Genomic DNA, 18,929 nt, shown 5'->3' on the forward strand with positions numbered 1-18,929 from the left:
CCCTCATGCGCACCGTCGTCATCTGCGACTCCGTTCGAACCCCCATCGGCCGCTTCGGCGGCAGCCTGAAAACGGTCCCCGCTCTGGACCTCGGCGTGATCACCGCCCAGGCGCTCCTTGAGCGTGGCGGGTTCGCCGCCGAAGAGATCGACGAAGTCATCCTCGGCCAGGGCTACAACTCCATGGACGCCCCGTGCATCGGGCGCGCCGTCGCCCAGGACGCCGGCCTCCCGGATTCGGTGACCGGCCTGCAGATCGACCGTCGCTGCGGCTCCGGCCTGCAAGCCGTCATCGATGCGGCCATGCAGATCCAGACCGGCGTCGCCGACCTCATCCTCGCCGGCGGGGTGGAGTCGATGAGCCAGGCGTCCTTCTACAGCACCACCGCCCGCTGGGGAGCGAACCGCCACGGCCTCGATTTCAAGGACTCCCTGGTCCATGGCCGCATCCACGCCGGTGGCGCGAGCAAGCCGATCGCCGGCGGCATGATCGAAACCGCGGAGAACCTCCGCCGTGAATTCGAGATCAGCCGCGATGACCAGGACGAGTTGGCGGTGCGCAGCCACCGCCGCGCCGCCTCCGCCATGGCGGCCGGGAAATTCGACGACGAAATCGTGCCCGTGCCCGTGAAAAAGCGTAAAGAAACGGTACTCTTCGAGCGCGACGAACACCTGCGCCCCGACTCCACGACGGAGAAACTCGCCGGACTGACCCCGATGCGCCTGACCGAGGACCCGGACGCCACCGTCACCGCGGGCAACTCCTCCGGCCAAAACGACGCCGCCGCCATGCTGGTGGTCACCACCCCGGAAAAAGCCGCCGAACTGGGCCTGACCCCGCGCGTGGAACTGGTCTCCTGGGCACTCGCCGGACTGGCGGGCCACCGCATGGGCCTGGGCCCGGTGGAATCCTCCCGCAAAGCACTGGCGCGCGCCGGGCTGGGGCTGGCGGACATGGACCTCATCGAACTCAACGAGGCCTTCGCCGCCCAGGTGCTGGCCTGCACCCGCGCCCTGGGGCTCGGCGACGACGACCACGACCGCATCAACGTCAACGGCTCCGGCATCTCGTTGGGGCATCCGGTCGGCGCCACCGGCGCCCGCATCCTGGCCAACCTCAGCCGGGAACTGGGCCGGCGCGACGCCGCCTACGGGCTGGAGACGATGTGCATCGGCGGCGGGCAGGGCATCGCGGCGGTGTTCAAGAACGCGGCCACCTAAAACTTCGCCGCTTTATTGCGACGAATCACAACTTCATACTCGTCTTCATCGCTATCCCCCTCACCTCTATATAAGGAGAAAAGTCATGTTCTACATGGTTCAGATGTTCGTCAACCGCCCCGAGTCCGTCAGCGACGAGAAGTGGGCCGAGCTGCGCACCGCCGAAATGAACTACGCCCAGGACCTCATGCGCGAAGGCAAGTTCCGCCACGTCTGGCGCGTCGTCGGCGACGTGTCCAACGTCAGCATCTTCGACGTCGACACCCACGCCGAGCTGCACGACATCCTGCAGAACCTGCCGCTGTTCCCGTACATGGACGTCAAAGTCACCCCGCTGGCTGAACACCCCTCCGGACTGCCGGAGATGTACGCCTACGCGTCCTGACCGCGGCGGTGAACTGACACACCCCCGACCCGGGCCATCTGGTGGCCCGGATCGGGGGTGTGGTGCGTGTACCTAGCTGTCGAGGAAACGACCAAGGATCGGGACGTAGAAGTAATTCGGTCCCCCGAAGCGGACACAGTCATCCCCGGCTCCGCTGACGATGGTGACGAGGTTGTCATTGTTAGCGTACTGGCATGCAAAATGAGTCTTGTATGGGCCGCCGGGCATCGGCAGACCTGCCTCACTCGAGGTGCTGGACAGAGAAGCTGTTTCAGCCTGTGCGACACTGGGAGCCAACATCGCAACAGATAGGGCGCTCACGATGGCAATGCACGCCCGACGAACGTTAAACATGTAGGAAACCTCCGAATAGCCTGTATATCTTCCGACAACGGCCTTAATGTATCCCCGCGAGGTCGGTCCTGCCACCGGAACCCTGAGAATCAGGGCAACCACGCCCGCTAACCGGCAAATCTTACCCCCGTCAGTGTGTATTCCGAGCCCGACCGCAGTCGCACAACGGCCATATTTGACCGGACACGCTCAGTAGATGACCACCAGGCGACCGTCGACGGCCATGTCAATTTCAGAACTCAGCAACGGTAAAATACATAAAGTGGTTGCTACGAGTGTGTTCAGACCGGTGTCCACAATCTCAATGTGGGGTACCCGCCTGCGCCTCCTGAGCGGGGGTGCGGTGTGTCGGAGGTCATTTACGCTTATTACGCTTGTGGCGGCCCCAGGCGTAGCCGACGATGCCGCCCACAAAGACAACCAGTCCGACGAACAATGGATCCATTGCGTGTCCTTCTTTCAGGTGCAGGTAGGTCCGTTATACGTCTGCGGCCACCGCGTCGATCGCGGTCTGCAGCAGCACCGACGGGTTCTTCTTGCGCCAGGCGATGGCCAGGCGCAGCGTCGGCAAGCCCTCGTCCGCGAAGGGGACGGCACGCACTCCCTGGGTGATCGCGTCGACGCCGCTGACGGAGATGGACACGCCCTGGTTGCCGGCGACGAGCACGAGCACCGAATACGCGTCGGCCGCCTCCTGGACCACCCGGGGACTGAAGTCGGCGGTGGCGCAGACCTCTTCGATGAGCTTGCCTTGGGCGGAGCCGCTGTAGCGGCGCGGGATGATGAAATCCTCGTCGACGAGCTCCGCGACCCGGACGCTGTCGTGCTCGGCTAGGCGGTGGCTTTCGGGGGCCAACAGGACGGGGTGATGGGTGGACACCAGCCGGGTGCTCAACTCCGCGTGCTCCAGCGGGTACTGGATCAGGCCGGCGTCCAGATCGCCGTCGATGATCGCGCCCGCGACCTGCGCGGAATTCTCGAACTGCCGCACGCCCAGATCGACTCCCGGCGCCGCAGCGGAGATGTCACGCAGCATGCCCGGCAGCAGGGCGGCGCCCGTGGTGCCCGAGGCACCCAGCACCAGGTGGCCCACTCCGCTCAAGTCCGCGTTGCGCACATTGTGCTCGGCTTCTTCGACCTTGGCGAAGATCGCCCGCGCCTCCTCGGCGAGCACCTCACCGGCCGGGGTCAGACGCGCGCCCCGCGGGTGGCGTTCAAAGAGCTGGACGCCGAGTTCTTTCTCCAACCGGTGGATCTGCTTGGTCAGCGGGGGCTGCGCGATGAACAGTCGGGCCGCCGCCCGCCCGAAGTGCAGCTCCTCCGACAGCACCAGAAACGACTGCAAGAGGCGCAGCTCCATGGTGGGCATCCTTTCCGTGGAAGGTCTTCAATGCGTGGGATGGGAACGCATCACACGATATAGCGTCGTCGCAGGGCAGGCGGGAAAACATGCACCGGCAGAATCACTATGCGCGCGCATAGTCGGCCCGGCCTTAACGCAGAATGCGTTTGCCCAGCTTCAACGCCGCGCGGTAGACCTCGGCGACGGTGCCGCGATCCAGTCCCGGCGGGCCGGTGAGAGGCATGACGCGTTGCACGGCGACGGTGCGCGGCTCGGTGTACTTCAACAGTCCCTCCTCGCCGTGCCGACGCCCCACGCCCGAAGCCTTCCAGCCGCCCATCGGGGCGTCCATGGAACTCCATGCGGCGGCGTAGCCGTCGTTGACGTTGACGGTGCCCACCTGCAGCTGTGCGGCGATCACCTTGCCCGTCGTCGGCCGGGCCCACACGGAGGCGTTGAGTCCGTAGTCGGTGTCGTTGGCCCTGGCCACGGCCTCGTCGTGGGAAGAGACGGCCTCGATGTAGACCACCGGGCCGAAGACCTCCTCGCGGTGCAGCCGGGCGGTGACGGGCACGTCGACGAGCACGGTGGGGGAGTAGAAGGCCTCACCCAACTCTGGCAACGCCTTCCCGCCGGTCAGCACCGTCGCGCCCTTGTTCACCGCGTCGCGCACCATCTCGTGGACGCCCTCGCGGTGCTCCGCGGAGATCAACGAGCCCATGTCCAGGGTCCAGTCGTGGCCGCCGCCGACCTTCATGGCCTTGGTCGCGGCGACGAACTGCTCGGTGAATTCCTTGACGACGGAATCGTGGACGTAGATCCGCTCAATGGAGATGCACAGCTGACCGGAGTTGGAGAAACACGCCGTCACCGCACCCGCGGCGGCCTTGGCCACGTTGGCGTCCGCCGCCACGATCATCGCGTTCTTCCCGCCCAGCTCCGCGGAAAAACCCGTCAACCGCTCCGAGGCCTGCGCCGCAAGCGTTCGGCCCGTTGCCGTCGAGCCGGTGAACATCAGGTAGTCGCACTGCGCCACGATCTCCTGGCCGACTTGCTTGCCGGAGCCGGTCACCACCTGAAACAGGCCCTCCGGCAACCCGGCGTCGGCGAGGATCTCGGCGGCCTTCAACGCCGTCAACGGCGTCTGCGCATCCGGCTTGAGCACTACCGCGTTGCCGGCCATGAGCGCGGCCACCGCATCGGAGACGGCCAACGTCAGCGGGTAGTTCCACGGCGCGATCACGCCGACCACCCCGATGGGCGGGTGCTCGACGTAGGTCTCGGTGAGCAGGGGCAGCGCGCCGCGTACCCGGGTGGGACGCAGCAGTTTTCCGGCCGCGTAGCCGTAGTGGCGCGCGGTGATCGCCGCCTCCAGGATCTCCTCGTGCGCGCCGGCGCGGTTCTTGCCGGACTCGTCCTGGATGACGTCCATGAGCTCATCCTGCTTGTCCAGCAACAAGTCGTGGTAGCGCAGCATGACCGCCTTGCGTTCGTGGACGCCGGTCGCCGCCCAGGTCTTCTGGACCCGGCGGGCGAAGGCGAAGGCCTTGCGGGTGTCGGCGGCGGTGTGGGCGGGCACCTCGCCGAGTGACTCGCCGGTGGCGGGGTTGGTCACGTGGATCGTCGGCATAGGATCAAGTCTATGCAGAGCATTGTGGTGACGGGGGCGGCCGGCGGGCTGGGACGGGCGGTCGTCGATGAGTTCCTCGACCGCGGTTGGCTCGTCGGGGCCTACGACCTCGAGGAACCGGACGTGGCCGAGCACCCTAACCTGATCACCGGCCGGTTGGACGTCACCGACCCGGACGCCTGGGACGCCGCACTTGCGGACTTCCACGCCCGCGCCGGGCGCATCGACGCCGTGGACAACAACGCCGGCCTGCTCATCGACGGCCCGCTACCCGACGCCGACCCGGAGAAGATCCGTCAGCTCATCGAGGTCAACGCCACCGGCGTCACCCTCGGCGCGCGGGCCTCCTTCGAGTACCTGCGCGCCACCCGCGGCACGCTGGTGAACATGGCCTCGGCCTCCGCGATCTACGGCCAGCCCGGCATCGCGGCGTATTCGGCGACGAAGTTCTACGTGGCCGGCCTCACGGAGGCGCTGAACCTGGAGTGGAAGAAGGACAAGGTCCGCGTCGTCGACGTCTGGCCCTTGTGGGCGAAGACGACGTTGGCGGACAACGGCGCCGCCAGCGTGAAAAAGCTCGGCGTGCACATCACCCCGGAGGACGTCGCCGAGGTCGTGTGGGCGGCCGTGAATCCGCCGACCCGGTGGGCGCGCGGCAAGGTGCACTACGGGGTGTCCAGGCTGGACAGGCTTATGTACCTGGGCCGGTCATTGGCCACGGACCGGATGGCGAAGAACCTGACGCGGCTGCTCGCGGGCTGAGCGTCAGGCGTCGGCGGGGGCGAGGACGATGTCGAAGCGGGCCTTCGCCCAGGTCTCATCACCCAGATCACGGCCGTCCGGGGTCGGGGTGTCGGCGGGTTGCTCGTCGAAGCGTTTGATCAGCGAATCCTTGACCCCGAACACGGAGTCACCGATCTCCAGCTGCGGATCACCCTCGACGAAGATATGGGTGACCAAGGTGCGGTGTTCCGGGGCGGTGACCATGAAATGCAGATGCGCGGCACGGATCGGGGAACGCCCCGTGGCGGCGAGCATCTTACCCACCGGCCCGTCGTGCGGGATCGGGTACGGCACCGGGGTCAACCCCCAGAACCGGTACTCGCCGTGTTCATCGGTGTACAGGTGGGCACGCGCCATGGTGCGGTCGTCGTCGTATTGGACGTCGTAGAAGCCGTCTTCGTCGCATTCCCACACCTCGATCCGCGCATTCGGCACGGGTCGGCCGTCGGTGTCGGTGACGGTGCCTTCGATCCAGGCGGGCTGGCCCTTGGCACCAAAGGAGATGTCGCCGCCGAGCTCCACCTCGGGTGCGTCGTCGACGAAGAAGGGGCCGAAGACGGTGGCTTCGGTGGCGTCTTTGTAGGCCTCGTTGTTGACCGCGATGGTCTGCATCGAGGCACCGAGGGTGTCGGAGAGCAGGACGAATTCCTGGCGTTTGTCGTCGGTGATGTGCCCGACCCGGGTCAAAAACTCGATCGCGGTGTTCCATTCCTCTTCGGTCAGGCGCACGTCGCGGATGAAGTCGTGTAGATGCACGGTCAGCGACTGCATGATCTGCTTCAGTCGCGGGTCGTCGCAGTCGTCGAAAGGACGCGACGACCCGATCGACGAGGTCTTGTTCGACCTGGCGCTGCGCCTCGGAGACGGGGGCGGTGGGGTCGGTGGTGGCGGTCATGACGGGTTCCTCCTGGTGGATGGACGAGGCGGGGTCAGTGGATGGTGGCGGGGTCGTCGCCGTTCAGGGCGGCGGTGAGCAAGGCGGTGAGGTTTTCGGCGGTGACCTTGCGGGGGTTGTTCGCGGGTACTTTTTCCAGGATGATCTCCACGGCGTGCGGGACGCCCTCGGCGGTGAAGCCGTAGTCGGACAGTTTCTGCGGGGCGTCGACCTGGCCGCGCAGTCGCTGCAAACCCTCGAGCGCGGTGTCGGCGCCGAAAGCGGCTGCCGCGCGAGTTTCTGCCTCCGAGGCGTACGGCGCGTTGAAGGCCAGCACATAAGGCAGCACCGTGGCGTGGGTCTGGGCGTGCGGCAGGTCGAAGGTGCCGCCGAGCACATGACAGATCTTGTGGTGCAAACCGGAGCTGGCGGAGGCGAAAGACACCGCCGAGAGATACGCGCCGTACAGCGCCTCATCGCGCCCGTCGACGTCCCGGGGATCGGCGACGATCTTGGGCAGGCCGTTGCTCAGCGCCCGGATGCCTTCGGCCGCCAGCGCCGCGTTGATGGGGTTGGCCTTCGGCGCCCACAGCGAGTCGATGCAGTGGGCCATGCCGTTGAGCCCGGAGGCCACGGACATCTCCACCGGCAGGGAAAGCATGAGCTCGGAATCGTAGATCACGGTCTCCGGGAGCACGCGGGCGTCCACGCCGGTGGTCTTGCGCCCGGCTTCGGTCAGTCCCCAGACGTCGGTGGCCTCGGAGCCGGCGTAGGTGGTGGGCACCGCCACGATGGAAATGCCCGTGGTCAACGCCACCGCCTTGGCCAGTCCGGTGGTGGAGCCGCCGCCGACGCTGACCAGCAGGTCCACGTCGTACTCGGCTGCCACGGCACGGGCCTTCTCGGCGGTCTCGCCCGGCACGTGCATCACCACGTCAGAGTGCCAGACGGCGACCTCGATGTCCGCGGCCACCTGACGGGCCAGGTCCAGGGTGCGTTCCCCGGCGATGACCATCACATTGTTCGCGTTGAGGCGGTCGACTTCGGCGGCCAGGTTCTCCGCGGCCTGGCCGGCGCCGAAGCGGACCCGCTGGCCCAGGGTCACGTGTTCAAAGTTCAGTGCCATGTGTTTTCCTTGTTAGTTGCGATGAGCTGCGCAAGGTCGGTTACCGGGGGCAGGTGCAGGCGCCTTCAGTATCCACGACGTCGACGGCGCCCGCGGCGTTTCCGACGTTGACGGCGGTGGCCCGGATGGCCGTCAGTGACGCTCAGTCTGCCCGACCGCCGCCAGCACCGCCTGGGCCTTGAGTATCACCGGCCGGTCGATCATCTGCCCGTCGAGCGCGGTGGCGCCGTCAGCGGCCTCGACGACCTTGCGGGCCCACGCCACGTCCTCTTCGCTGGGCGCGAAGGCCTGCGTGGCCGGATCCAACTGGGCGGGGTGGATGCACAGGATGCCACTTAACCCGTTGCTTCGTGCCGAGCGTGCGGCGTCCGCCACGACCTCCGGATCCCGGAAATTCGGGCACGGCGAGGCGATCGGCCCGGCGAGGCCCGCCGCCGCGGAGGCCAGCACCAGCTGGGCGCGGGCGTGGGCCGTGGTGGCCGAATCGACGTCGCACCCCAGGTCGGCGGCCAGGTCGATGCCGCCGAGCGCCAGCCGCACGACGCTGGCGTGCTCGGCGATCTCCACGGCATTGAGCACGCCGCGGGCGGACTCGATCAGCGCAATGACCGGCACGTCCTCGCCCAGCTGTGCGAAGACGGCGGCTACGTCGTCCGCCGACTGCGTCTTGGCGGTCATGACGGCCAGGCGGGCGCGGGCGGCCTCGCTGAGATCGGCCAGCGCCGCCAGGTCCGCCTCGCCGGCGGGGGAGCGGGGCTCGCTGATGCGCACCACCATCCCGGAACGGTCGGTGAAGGCGGCGTCATCCTCCAAAATATCGGCCACGTTCACGCGTGCCTGCTCCTTGGCGTCGGCGGCGACGGCGTCCTCGAGGTCGGCGATGACGAGGTCTGCGTCGCCGGCCAGTGACTTCCGCACGCGGTCGGGGCGGTCGCCGGGGGAAAATAATGCTGTTTGTGCGATATTCAACATGTGGCGAAAGTGCTGGTCAGTCATGATTCTCCTGAAATATATTTTTAGGGTATCGGCGCGATTCCCACGAACTGCTTGCGGGGTTGGGGTGGTGCCAATATATTAGGTCATACCCCACGGTGATCGCCATCACCCCCATCACATCCTGTACCCAGAGTAAGGACGACGCCATGACCGCCGCAGTCAATAAGCCGGAGACCGCCGCCACCGCCGACGAGGCCGCGCAGAACGCCCGCAAGGTGCCCGGTTTCACCCAGGACGACCGCCCCGACCTGCAGCAGCTGCGTGAACAGCTGCGCAAGATCTGCGCCGAGTTTCCCAACGAGTACTGGCGTGAGGCCGACATCGAGCGTCGCTACCCGCAGGAGTTCGTCGACCGCATGACCCGGGAGCGCTACCTCGCCGCCCTGATCCCCGTCGAGTACGGCGGCCTGGGCTGGGGGATCACGGAAGCGTCGATCATCATGGAAGAGATCAACCGCTCCGGTGGTCACGCCGCGGCCTGCCACGCGCAGCTCTACACCATGAAGGCCGTGCTCAACCACGGTTCCCAGTGGCAGAAGGACACCTACCTGCCGCGCATCGCCGATGGCTCGATCCGCCTGCAGGCGTTTTCCATCACCGAGGAAAACGCCGGTTCCAACACCTCGGAGATCGAGACCCGCGCCGTGCGCGACGGCGACGAGTGGGTCATCACCGGGTGGAAGAACTGGACCAGCCGCCTGGATGAATCTGACCTCGCGCTGGTGCTGACCCGCACCTCCGACTACGACGAGTCCGACCGCACCGGCGGCCTGACGCTTTTCCTGATCGACCTGCGCGAGATCCGCGCGAACCAGCCGGGCGCCTTTGAGGCCCGCAAGGTGCGCACCATGTTCAACTACGCCACCAACCAGGCTCACTACCACGGCGTGCGCGTCCCGGATTCCGCCGTGGTCGGCGAGGTGGGCAAGGGGTTCCGTTACGTCATCGACGGCTGGAACATGGAGCGCATCCTGCTGGCCGCCGAGGCTCTCGGTGACGGCTACTGGTTCATCGACCAGGCCACCGCCTACGCGAATAACCGCGAGGTCTTCGGCCAGCAGATCGGCAAGAACCAGGGCGTGCAGTTCCCGATCGCCGATGCCTACATGAAGATCCGCGCCGCCGACGCCCTGCGCTGGGAGGCCTGCGAGCTCGCCGACAAGGACGCCCCCTGCGGAGCCGAGGCGAACATGGCCAAGCACGTCGCCTCCGAGGTCAGCTGGGAGGCCGCGAACGTCTGCCTCAACACCTTCGGCGGCTACGGCTTCGTCGACACCTACAACGTGGAGCGCAAATTCCGCGAAAACCGGATGTACCAGGTCGCGCCGGTGAACAATAACCTGATCAAGGCGTTCATCGGCACCAAGGTCCTGCGCATGCCGCGCAGCTACTAGGAACCTCAGGCTTATCGACGAAAGGACATTTCTCCCATGACCGATCAGAACAAGGTGCCCGTGGAGGGCTGGCGCGGACGCTTCTTCGAGGACTTCGACGTCGGCGACGTCTACCGCCACCCGTTGGGTCGCACCGTGATGGACGTCGACAACAGTTGGATGACGCTGTTGACGCAAAACACCGCGCCCATCCACTTCGACCGGCACTACTCCTCGCAGACCGAGTTCGGCCAACCGTTGGTGGACTCCACGTTCACCCTGGCGCTGGTCACCGGCCAGTCCGTCACGGACATCTCCATGAACGTGATGGCCAACCTCGGCTGGGACCGGGTACGCCTGCCCAACCCCGTCTACGAGGGCGACACCATCTACTCCGAGACTGAGGTCTTGAGTAAGCGCGAGTCGAAGTCGCGCCCGAACGTCGGCTTGGTCACCGTGCGCACCATCGGTTTCAACCAGGAGGGCACCATCGTGATCACCTTCGAGCGCACCATCATGGTGTATAAGCGCGGCCAGGGTCCGGGGCACGCTTCGGTGGAGCCGAAGTGGGACGAGCGCGCCCGGAAGGCCGCCGGCATCGAGGAGTAGGTCGGCGTTGCTTGCGCGTAGGTGCGGCACGGGGAGGTGGGTTCCCGTACCGCACCTTTCCTGTGATTCCCCCTGCATTTCCCGGCAGTAGGGGAGATTTCTGTACCCGCGCCTCCCGTGGTGTTTCTCCCGGTCGGCTATTCGAAGGCCTGCGCTAGCAGCCGCCCCGCGTTGGTCATGTGCTCCGCCATGGCCTCCCGGGCGGCGTCGGCGTCGCGCGCCCGAAACGCCGCCAGGATCGCCTCGTGATCTTGGGCGGACGCCGCGTCCCAGCCTTCGACTTCCACGTAGAACGAACGCGGTATATACCGAGCCACAATCCCTAAGATCTGCGCGAGCTTCGGGGAGTCGCCCAACTGCGTGATCAGCCGGTGGAAGGCGTGGTTACGTTCCTCGGCGCGGTCCCGGTCTTTCCGACGCTCTGCCGCCATCAGCTCGTAATGCACGGCCTCCAGTTCGTCGACGTCTGTCTCGGTGGCGTTGCGCACCGCCCGGAAAGTCAGTTCCCCCGCGAGAAAGGCATGTGCGGTGAAAATGTCGCGCAGGTCGTCGGCCGTCAACGGGGCCACGACGAAACCCACCCCCTGCGTGCGGTTCAGGAAGCCCTCGGTGCGCAGCGCCTGCAGCGCCTCCCGCGCCGGGGTCTGGGAAATGCCCAGTTCCCGGCCCACGTCCTCCGGACGGACCGTGGTGCCGGGCACGAGTTTCTTAGACAGGATGTCCTCACGTACGCGGGCCGCGGCCTTCGCGGCGAGCGAGCCACGCTTGGTGGCGGCGGTCTGGTCGGGCATGGGGCGCTCCTGGGGGTCGGGGTGGTGCACGGCGACTATATCCACCCTAGGGTCGAGGTGGTGAATAGGGGTATTCCAGGGATATCGAGTAATTACCAATATATCGTTGACGCAAATCGTGACTTGAGGCCCGCTGCCGGACTGAATTGGCTGGCGCTGGTACGACTCTCCCGCTCGACATTTCCCCGGGCTTGTCCGACAAGAGAATCTCGCGCGGCCAACGAAATTACACATACCTCGGCATGATCGGCGGCATTCTCCTCTCCGCCACCAAGCGCGCAACCTGGGAGCAGATCCAGGATAAGGTCGCCTCGCTGGCCGGGGAGGGCCGAACCTGCGAACGCGCGGAACACGCCCGCGGCCAGGCATTGGACACTCGCACGAGGATGGTGTCCGCGCTGGTGCCCGTCAGCTGAGACGGGGGCAAGGTTAAGGGTTAGCTGCTCCCTTAGGCGCAAAGTTGTAAAGGATAAGGCTTATCCTTTACAACAAGCGCCGCAGTGCCAAGGGTAAGAGTTATCCTTGGCACTGCGGATGGGGGAGGAATTCATGGCTGAATGGGTGGAACGGCAGTGGATCCCAATTGGCGGATCAGGACTGGGCAGGAGAGCTCGGGTGGGAGGGAAGTATCAGGCTTTTTGCCCTGACCCACTGGGAAGCCGGGGTCTCAGCCTGCCTACTGAACTGTCTAGATCCGCGAGTCGAACCGAGCAGAAAATCTTGGAATTATCGGACCGGGGAACACGTCGCCAGTCCGATTCAGGTGCAGGCTTGGAGGGCATCGCCAGATTTTTACTGCGTTCGGAAGCGATTTCTTCGTCGAGAATCGAGGGAATGGCCCCCGGCCCGGACAAGGTTGCCATTGCGGAATTGACGGCCAAAGACACAGGAGCCCGTGTGGCCAGCGTGCCTCAGTTAGTCGCCAACAACGTCTCTGTCCTTCAGCAGATGAGCGGTCAACTCCATGAGGCGGATGAGATGACTGTGGAGGACATTGTCGCTGCACAAGCGCTGCTATTAGGGGATCTCGATAACAGTGGCCTGCGGGAAAAGCAGAATTGGATCGGCGGGTCCTCCTACTCCCCGTTGGAGGCGGAGTTCGTTCCGCCGCCACCTGAACGCGTTACGGAATTGATGGATGACCTCGTCGACTATCTCAATGGGGCCACACACGGTGCGGTCATCCAGGCGGCGATGGTCCACGCCCAATTTGAAACGATCCATCCTTTCGCCGACGGTAACGGCAGGGTCGGACGCGCCCTGATCCACGCGGTCCTGCAACGAAGGGGGCTGGTGGATTCGCCGGTTCTTCCCATCAGCATGATTTTAGGGACGTGGTCGGACCGGTACGTGCACGGTTTAACACGCTTCCGCGACACGACGCCGGATTCCACGGGTGTTCTCGAGTGGATTGACATATTTGTCCAGGCGACCGCTGAGGCGGCAGATCATGCCCAACGAATGGCTGGGGAGTTGGAATCTCTCCGGCAGGAATGGCGGGAGAGGGTCGCTGATCACCGTCGTCAGCAGGGAAAAACCAGAGGTCTGCGGACGGACTCCATGGGGTGGAAGATCCTGGAGAACTTACCTGATCACCCCCTTCTGACCGGGCCAGTGGCAGCGGAGGTGTTCGGCACGTCTCGGACCTCGGCAGGGAAGGCTCTGGAGAGCCTTGTGGAAGCGGGAGTGTTGCGCAAAAAGTCTATCGATCGAGGCGTCACCGGCTATCTCGCTGACGAGGTCTTCGACCTGATCACCATAGCGGAGCGTCGGCTAGCCAGCACCAGGTTCGATACCGCGGTGGCCCCGCCGACCGCACGGGCGGTGCCGGAACTTCCTGACCGCTGATCTGTGGCGGGGCATCCGCCCAGCCAGGACGTTAGATAACCGGGGACTCGCCGGCGTGTTCCTGTCCGTTGACGCGGTAGAGGTGGTCGTTGACGAATTCGCCGACGCCCCAGCGGGCGAGTTCGCGTCCGTAGCCGGAGCGCCCGACGCCGCCGAAGGGCAGGCCGGCCAGCGTGACGGCGTGTTCGTTGACAAACGTCATGCCGTCCTTGAGCTGGGCCGCGACCTCGCTGGCCTTGTCCAGGTCCGCGCCCCACACGGAGCTGGACAGTCCGTAGTCGGAGTCGTTGGCGAGGCGGATGGCCTCGTCGACGTCCTTGGCCTTATAGACGATGGCGACGGGGCCGAAGATCTCGTTGCAACCGACGTCCGACTTCGGGTCGACGTCGGTGAGCAGGGCCGGTTCCATGTAGGCGCCGTCGCGGTCGATCTTCGCCCCGCCGACGCGCACCCTGGCGTCGCCGTTTTCGCGTGCCTTCTCCAGGCGTTCGACGATCTCGTCGCGGGCCTGGATCGACGACAGCGGGCCGACGTCGGCGTTCTCGTCGTCGTAGGCGCCGACCTTGAGCTCACCGATCTTCTTCTCCAGCGTGTCCACGGTGCGGTCGTAGAAGTCCTCGAGCACGATGAGGCGCTTCGGGGCGTTGCAGGCCTGGCCGGTGTTGTACATGCGGATGGGCAGGAACTGGTCGAGCACCCAGTCGAGGTTCTCGTCGTCGATGACCAAGAAGGGGTCGTTGCCGCCGAGCTCGAGCACGGACTTCTTGTAGTTCTCGCCGGCGGTCTTGGCCACGGCGGCGCCGGCGCCCTCGGAACCGGTCAGGGAGACGCCTTGGATGCGGGGGTCGGCGACGAAGTCGTCCATCTGGGAGCCGGAGGCGTAGACGTTGAGGTAGACGTCCTTCGGCAGGCCCGCCTCTTCGAGCAGGTCCTGGCAGGCCTGGGAGGACAGCGGGCAGATGGAGGCGTGCTTGAGCACGATCGTGTTGCCCAGCAGCAGGTTCGGGGCCGCGAAGCGGGCGACCTGGTAGTAGGGGAAGTTCCAGGGCATGATGCCCAACAGCGGCCCCAGCGGCTCCTTGCGCACGAAGGAGCGGTGCACGCCCTGGGCGGGCAGCTGCTCGTCGGCGAGCAGCTCGTGGGCGTGCTCGGCGTACCAGCGGTAAATGTCGGAGACGATGCCGATCTCGGCCTTGGCCCAGCGGGTCAGCTTGCCCATCTCGCGGCCGATGTGGTCGGCTAATTCGTCGGCGCGCTCGTCGTAGAGGTCTGCGGTACGGCGCAGGACGGCGGCGCGTTCGTCGATGCTGGTGGCGCGCCAGTCGGAAAACGCGGCCGTCGAACGGTCGAGGATGTCGTCCCGCTCGGCGTCGGTGATGCGGGTGAAAGTCTCTTCTGATTGTCCGGTGTTCGGGTTTTCCAGTGCAAAATCGCTCATGGCCCCTTTGTAACCATGCAGTCAGAGCTGCGCAATGAAACCGGCGGGCGGGACGTCGCCGCCGGCCCCATTATCGCTACTTGTCGATCCGGTCTTGTTCCGCGTTGCCCTCGTCGTCGACGACGACGTTGGCGGCCAACGGGATCTGGTGTGAGGCGCTCTCCAGGATGTGCATGAAATACCCGGCGGTGTTCGGCACGGCGATGACATCGCCCGGGGCCAGGGACTGCGGGAAGCGCATCCGGCGACGCAGGATGACCTCGTCTTCGATGCAGTAGGCGCCGACCAGGTAACCCTCGTACTCCCCGCCCGGGGCGGGCTGGGTGCGGATCAGCAGCGGGTCGACGAGGTAGTCGTCGGAGGTGGTGCGCACCTGGGTGCGGTTGACGGCCACCCCGATCAGCGGAACCCCGTCGCTGCGTTGTTTGAGGAAGGCGACGTCCATCAGCGTCATGCCGCAGCCGTCGAGAAGCGAGCGCCCCGGCTCTAGATGCAGGCGCAGCCCGCGTTTGGTGAGCGCGGAGGCGATCGTGCCGTCGGGGTGTTCGGCGTGCAGGATCTGACCGAGCCACTCGCCACGCACCGGCGCCTGGTGAAACGGGTAGGTGTTGTTCAGCGGGTCGGCCTTCCAGGTGAACGGCTCCGTCCGCCCGGCGACCATGTCGGCGCGCAGGTCCTGGTAGCGGCGCCACTGCTGCGCGTCGTCGAGGTAGCTCATCGGCACCCCGCCGCCGAGGTCAATGAACTCGATCGTCTCGTGGGTCGGGCGCAGCCCGTCGATCAGCCCCATCGCCTCGGTCAGGGCGGTGACCCGGTCGTCGGCGCCGTAGCCGTGCAGATGCACGTGCACGCCAACGACGTCGACATCGTCGACGGTCTCGGCCAAAGCCTCGGCCCAGACGCCGGATAACTCGCCGAAGCGGGTCGGCGGCAACGACCGCGGATCCGGCGCCAGGCGCGGCGCGACCCGGGCCCGGCGGCCCGCCTCACCCGCCACGGAGGAGATGCGGTGCAGCTCGGCGACGGTGTCCGCGGAGATCGCCACCCCGTTGTCCACCGCCAGGCGCAGCAGCTCGTCGGGCTTGATGGCGGCGCTGAGGATCAGCCGCTCGCCCGGCATCCCGGCCTCCAGGGTTTGGGCGAGTTCGCGGTGGCTGGCCACGTCCACCCCGTGACCGGCGTCGCGGGCGGTGTCGACGAACGCCAAGGCCTTATTCGCCTTGCGCGCATAAAAGACCCGCAGATCTACCCCGGCGGCGGTGCCCGCGTCGACGAGTTCGGCGGCGTTGCGGCGCATCGCGGCGGTGTGCAGCACGTTGACGGGGCTGCCGAAACGCTCCAGCAGGTCCCGGGCGCGGGCGGGGTCTTGGCTGAGCTCGCGCGCCCACGGCTCCAGGCGGGCGGTCATCGGCGGGGTGCCGTGCACCGCCGTGTCCGGGCCGTGCTCGGCCATCACCCGGCGCGCCCAGGTGGGGATCACGTCGTGCAGCGTGCGCGAGAGCGTGTCGTTGCCGAGCACGACTTCTTCGGTCATGCGGCCGACGGCGGCGATGTGTCGTTGGCCGACTAGCGTCGCGTCGGGTTCCACCGCCAGCGACTGGGTGCCGGGCCACAGCTGTGCCACGCCGGATTGCACCAGCGCGTGTTCGAGGGTGCCGGGCAGCACCCGTGGCGGGGCGAGCACGGCGTCGATGATCGTGTCGGCGTCTTCGGGCGGGGCGCCGGCGGCCAGGTGGGTCAGCGTGACCACGCCCGCCTCAATGAGTGCGAGCAGGCGCGCGGAGTTGATCTGCGGCGGGCCGAAAGCCAGGCGCTCTAAGCGGGCGGCCAGCTCGGTGAAGCCGTCGAAGCGCAGGCGTCCGCCGTAGGAGGCGATCTCGACGATTTCCGGGTACAGCTCCCGCCACGCCAGGCCGGCGCCGATGCGGGCGGAGCGTTCGCCGCGCAGTCCGCTGCGCAGCATCTCGTCCTGCGGGCCCACGGAGTCTTCGCCGGCCAGCACGGCGTCGATCTCTTCTCGGGTGACGTGCTCGTCGGCGAAGGTGAGCGCGACGTCGCCGAGCACCGCCAGCAGCTCGGCGGTCGTCTCCGCGGCGAGGATGCGCGGGCGCGCCGGGGCCACGATCTGGGCGGTCTCCTCGGCCGTCGGCGGGTCGGGCTTGACCTCCATGAGGCGCCCGGAGCGGGTGTACGGCACGATCGCGGCGGGTTCTTGGCCGCTGGGCACGTACTCCAGGAAGCCGTCGGCGCCTTCGGTGAAGCGCCCGCCGCGGCCCAGGGTCAGGGCGAGGGCCGCGTCGAGGAACGTCAACGACGCCCCGCGCACCGCGACGGTGGAACCGGCGACGATGTCCTCCAGATTGGCCATCGGGTAGGGCGAGATCGCCTCGGGCAGCGCGCCGGGCCAGTCGTCGGCGTGCCCGGTGGCGATGAGCACCTCGTCGTAGCGGCGGGCGTCGATGAGCCAGCCGCCCTGAGCGCCGGGTTCCACGGACTCGACGCGGGCGTTGATGTGGTGGACGCCGTCGAGGGCAGCCCAGCTGTCGCGCAGGAACTCGCCGACGAGCCGGCGCGGCGGGAACTGCGCCAGCGGCTGGGCTTCGCCGCGGGCGGCGCGCCAGTCGTCGAAAGTGCCGATGCCACTGCGGATGATCGCGGAGCGGACGTTGACCAGCCAGTAGTCCGGCTGATCCCCGTCGTAGGGGCCGGGGCGGACGTCGTCGTAGACGTCGAGGGCGAGGTCGACGCCGCGCTCACGGGCCAGCCGGGTCAGTTCTTCGGCGGCCCACAGGCCGCGGGGCCCGCCTCCGACGATGGCGACAGTCAACGTCATTGCATGATCCTTTCGTTGAGCTGGGGAAGTTCGACGCCGAGGGTGGCGCACACCCACTCGTCGCTGTAGACGGTGTCCAGGTAGGGGCGGCCGTCGTCGTGGAAGATCAGCACGGCGGTCTCCCCGGGGGCCATGCGGGGCGCGAACTGCTCGAAGGCGGCGACGACCGCCCCGCCGGAGGCGCCCGGGAGGATGGCCTCGGTGCGCGCCAGGCGGCGGGCGCCGATGATGGCGTCGAGCGCCTCGACGCGCACGATCTCGTCGGGGTGCACCGCATGGGAGAGCTCGGTGGCCACGCCCGCGCCGTAACCGGGCAGCACCCGGTCGCCGCGCTCGCCGCCGAAGAGGGCGGAGCCGACCGCGTCGACCGCGATGACGGTGGTGTCCATGCCACGGTCGGCGAGGTAGCGCTGGCAGCCGCCGAGGGTGCCGGTCGTGCTCACCGCCACGAACAGGTAGTCAGGGGCGGCGTCGAGCGTGGCGACGATCTCCGCCATCGTCCCCTCGTCGTGGGCGCGGAAGGCGGCCTGGTTGGAGTACTGGTCGAAGTTCACCGCCCCGCCGAGTTCCTCGATCAGCTCCGCCACGCGGGCCCGGCGGGCGATGAGCCAGTCGCCGGTCTCCGGGTCGGGGTCGGTGACCATGTGCACCGTCGTGCCGAGTGCGCGCATGTAGGTGGCCGTGGCGGAGTTGACGCGCGGGTCGACCACGCAGTGGAAGTCCCACCCGCCGACGACGGCCTGGCGGGCCAGCGCCACGCCCAGGTTGCCGGAACTCGACTCCACCGCGACGGCGCCGGGGCCCAGCAGGCCGGCCCGGCGGGCGTCTTCGACCATCGCCGTGGCCGTGCGGTCCTTGGCGCTGCCGCCGGGGTTGAAGCTCTCCAGTTTTGCGTAGGCGTGGACGCCACTGTCGGCGCCCAGATCTTTCAGGGCCACCAGCGGGGTCCTGCCCGTGGCGTCCATGATGCTGTCACAGACATATGAGTTATTGGGCATGAATGCCACGATAGCTTTGTGTTTCCCGCCGTGACGGCGATTGTGGGCGTGATGTCCTGAAGGGCCAGCTCAGAGGGCCGTGAAGGGCGGGCGTGCGCTGGTCCGGGCATGTGCTGCGGGGTGCGCGCGGGTCGCCCACGGATGTCGACGCCCGGAGGTGCTCTGGTCCAGCCGCGGGTGGGGTCAGACTCCGGCAGGGCTGAGAGAACCGCTGGTGAGAGGGTTTTAAAAAAGAATAAAAAAGATGTAAAACAATAAAAATCGACTCCCGTCGGGAGTCGATTGTTTAGGCCTTCCCAGAGTCTCTGGCAGGCGACTCGGGGAGCTTT

Annotated in this window: 15 protein-coding genes and 1 pseudogene; 7 read left to right on the forward strand and 9 right to left on the reverse strand. The window is 66.9% G+C overall.

Features of this window, described 5'->3' with window-relative positions; genetic code table 11:
- Nucleotides 1-5: 5 nt before the first annotated feature.
- Nucleotides 6-1,220 carry an acetyl-CoA C-acetyltransferase gene (locus tag B841_RS00400; protein WP_020933495.1) on the forward strand — a complete coding sequence of 405 codons (1,215 nt, stop codon included), beginning with the start codon at nucleotides 6-8 and terminating at the stop codon, nucleotides 1,218-1,220.
- 85 nt (nucleotides 1,221-1,305) lie between these two features.
- On the forward strand, nucleotides 1,306-1,605 hold the full coding sequence (locus B841_RS00405; RefSeq protein ID WP_020933496.1) for a muconolactone Delta-isomerase family protein: 300 nt from the start codon (nucleotides 1,306-1,308) through the stop codon (nucleotides 1,603-1,605).
- A gap of 832 nt (nucleotides 1,606-2,437) precedes the next feature.
- Here the strand turns inward: B841_RS00405 and B841_RS00410 are convergent.
- Both B841_RS00410 and B841_RS00415 read right to left on the reverse strand, forming a co-directional pair.
- The gene (locus tag B841_RS00410; protein WP_020933497.1) at nucleotides 2,438-3,319 is read right to left on the reverse strand and encodes a LysR family transcriptional regulator; all 882 of its coding nucleotides are present in this window, start codon (nucleotides 3,317-3,319) and stop codon (nucleotides 2,438-2,440) included.
- A gap of 133 nt (nucleotides 3,320-3,452) precedes the next feature.
- On the reverse strand, nucleotides 3,453-4,931 hold the full coding sequence (locus tag B841_RS00415) for a succinic semialdehyde dehydrogenase (RefSeq protein ID WP_020933498.1): 1,479 nt from the start codon (nucleotides 4,929-4,931) through the stop codon (nucleotides 3,453-3,455).
- 12 nt (nucleotides 4,932-4,943) lie between these two features.
- Between B841_RS00415 and B841_RS00420 the strand changes: the two genes are divergently transcribed.
- Nucleotides 4,944-5,693 (forward strand): SDR family oxidoreductase, encoded by a 750-nt coding sequence (locus tag B841_RS00420; RefSeq protein WP_020933499.1) that lies wholly within the window; start codon nucleotides 4,944-4,946, stop codon nucleotides 5,691-5,693.
- A gap of 3 nt (nucleotides 5,694-5,696) precedes the next feature.
- On the opposite strand, the pseudogene B841_RS00425 reads toward B841_RS00420, so the two are convergent.
- From B841_RS00425 to B841_RS00435, 3 genes and pseudogenes are all read right to left on the reverse strand, one after another.
- Nucleotides 5,697-6,609 (reverse strand): annotated as a pseudogene (locus tag B841_RS00425) (dioxygenase family protein).
- 34 nt (nucleotides 6,610-6,643) lie between these two features.
- Nucleotides 6,644-7,714 carry a maleylacetate reductase gene (locus tag B841_RS00430; RefSeq protein ID WP_020933501.1) on the reverse strand — a complete coding sequence of 357 codons (1,071 nt, stop codon included), beginning with the start codon at nucleotides 7,712-7,714 and terminating at the stop codon, nucleotides 6,644-6,646.
- A 132-nt stretch (nucleotides 7,715-7,846) separates the two neighbouring features.
- Nucleotides 7,847-8,710 carry an HpcH/HpaI aldolase/citrate lyase family protein gene (locus tag B841_RS00435; RefSeq protein ID WP_020933502.1) on the reverse strand — a complete coding sequence of 288 codons (864 nt, stop codon included), beginning with the start codon at nucleotides 8,708-8,710 and terminating at the stop codon, nucleotides 7,847-7,849.
- A gap of 146 nt (nucleotides 8,711-8,856) precedes the next feature.
- On the opposite strand from B841_RS00435, the gene B841_RS00440 reads away from it, so the two are divergent.
- Nucleotides 8,857-10,104: an acyl-CoA dehydrogenase family protein gene (locus B841_RS00440; RefSeq protein WP_020933503.1), complete on the forward strand. Its 1,248-nt coding sequence runs from the start codon at nucleotides 8,857-8,859 to the stop codon at nucleotides 10,102-10,104.
- A 36-nt stretch (nucleotides 10,105-10,140) separates the two neighbouring features.
- The gene (locus tag B841_RS00445) at nucleotides 10,141-10,692 is read left to right on the forward strand and encodes a MaoC family dehydratase (RefSeq protein WP_020933504.1); all 552 of its coding nucleotides are present in this window, start codon (nucleotides 10,141-10,143) and stop codon (nucleotides 10,690-10,692) included.
- A 137-nt stretch (nucleotides 10,693-10,829) separates the two neighbouring features.
- Here B841_RS00445 and B841_RS00450 read toward each other — a convergent pair whose 3' ends face one another.
- Entirely contained in the window at nucleotides 10,830-11,483 is a 654-nt protein-coding gene (locus tag B841_RS00450) for a GntR family transcriptional regulator (RefSeq protein WP_020933505.1), read from the reverse strand.
- Nucleotides 11,484-11,674: 191 nt separating this feature from the next.
- Between B841_RS00450 and B841_RS13760 the strand changes: the two genes are divergently transcribed.
- Nucleotides 11,675-11,899 carry a hypothetical protein gene (locus B841_RS13760; protein WP_156844646.1) on the forward strand — a complete coding sequence of 75 codons (225 nt, stop codon included), beginning with the start codon at nucleotides 11,675-11,677 and terminating at the stop codon, nucleotides 11,897-11,899.
- Nucleotides 11,900-12,254: 355 nt separating this feature from the next.
- Nucleotides 12,255-13,331, forward strand: a complete 1,077-nt coding sequence (locus B841_RS00455) for a Fic family protein (protein ID WP_404825454.1) — start codon at nucleotides 12,255-12,257, stop codon at nucleotides 13,329-13,331.
- Between the two features lie 31 nt (nucleotides 13,332-13,362).
- On the opposite strand, the gene B841_RS00460 is transcribed toward B841_RS00455, so the two are convergent.
- The 3 genes from B841_RS00460 to B841_RS00470 form a co-directional block, all read right to left on the reverse strand.
- The gene (locus tag B841_RS00460) at nucleotides 13,363-14,769 is read right to left on the reverse strand and encodes an NAD-dependent succinate-semialdehyde dehydrogenase (protein WP_020933507.1); all 1,407 of its coding nucleotides are present in this window, start codon (nucleotides 14,767-14,769) and stop codon (nucleotides 13,363-13,365) included.
- Nucleotides 14,770-14,845: 76 nt separating this feature from the next.
- Nucleotides 14,846-17,602, reverse strand: coding sequence for an FAD/NAD(P)-binding protein (locus tag B841_RS13505; RefSeq protein WP_020933508.1), 2,757 nt, complete (start codon nucleotides 17,600-17,602; stop codon nucleotides 14,846-14,848).
- Nucleotides 17,599-18,600: a pyridoxal-phosphate dependent enzyme gene (locus B841_RS00470; protein WP_041631667.1), complete on the reverse strand. Its 1,002-nt coding sequence runs from the start codon at nucleotides 18,598-18,600 to the stop codon at nucleotides 17,599-17,601. The genes B841_RS13505 and B841_RS00470 overlap by 4 nt, the downstream gene beginning before the upstream one ends.
- Nucleotides 18,601-18,929 lie beyond the last annotated feature (329 nt).

Source organism: Corynebacterium maris DSM 45190 (assembly GCF_000442645.1).
Classification (GTDB): Bacteria; Actinomycetota; Actinomycetes; order Mycobacteriales; family Mycobacteriaceae; genus Corynebacterium; species Corynebacterium maris.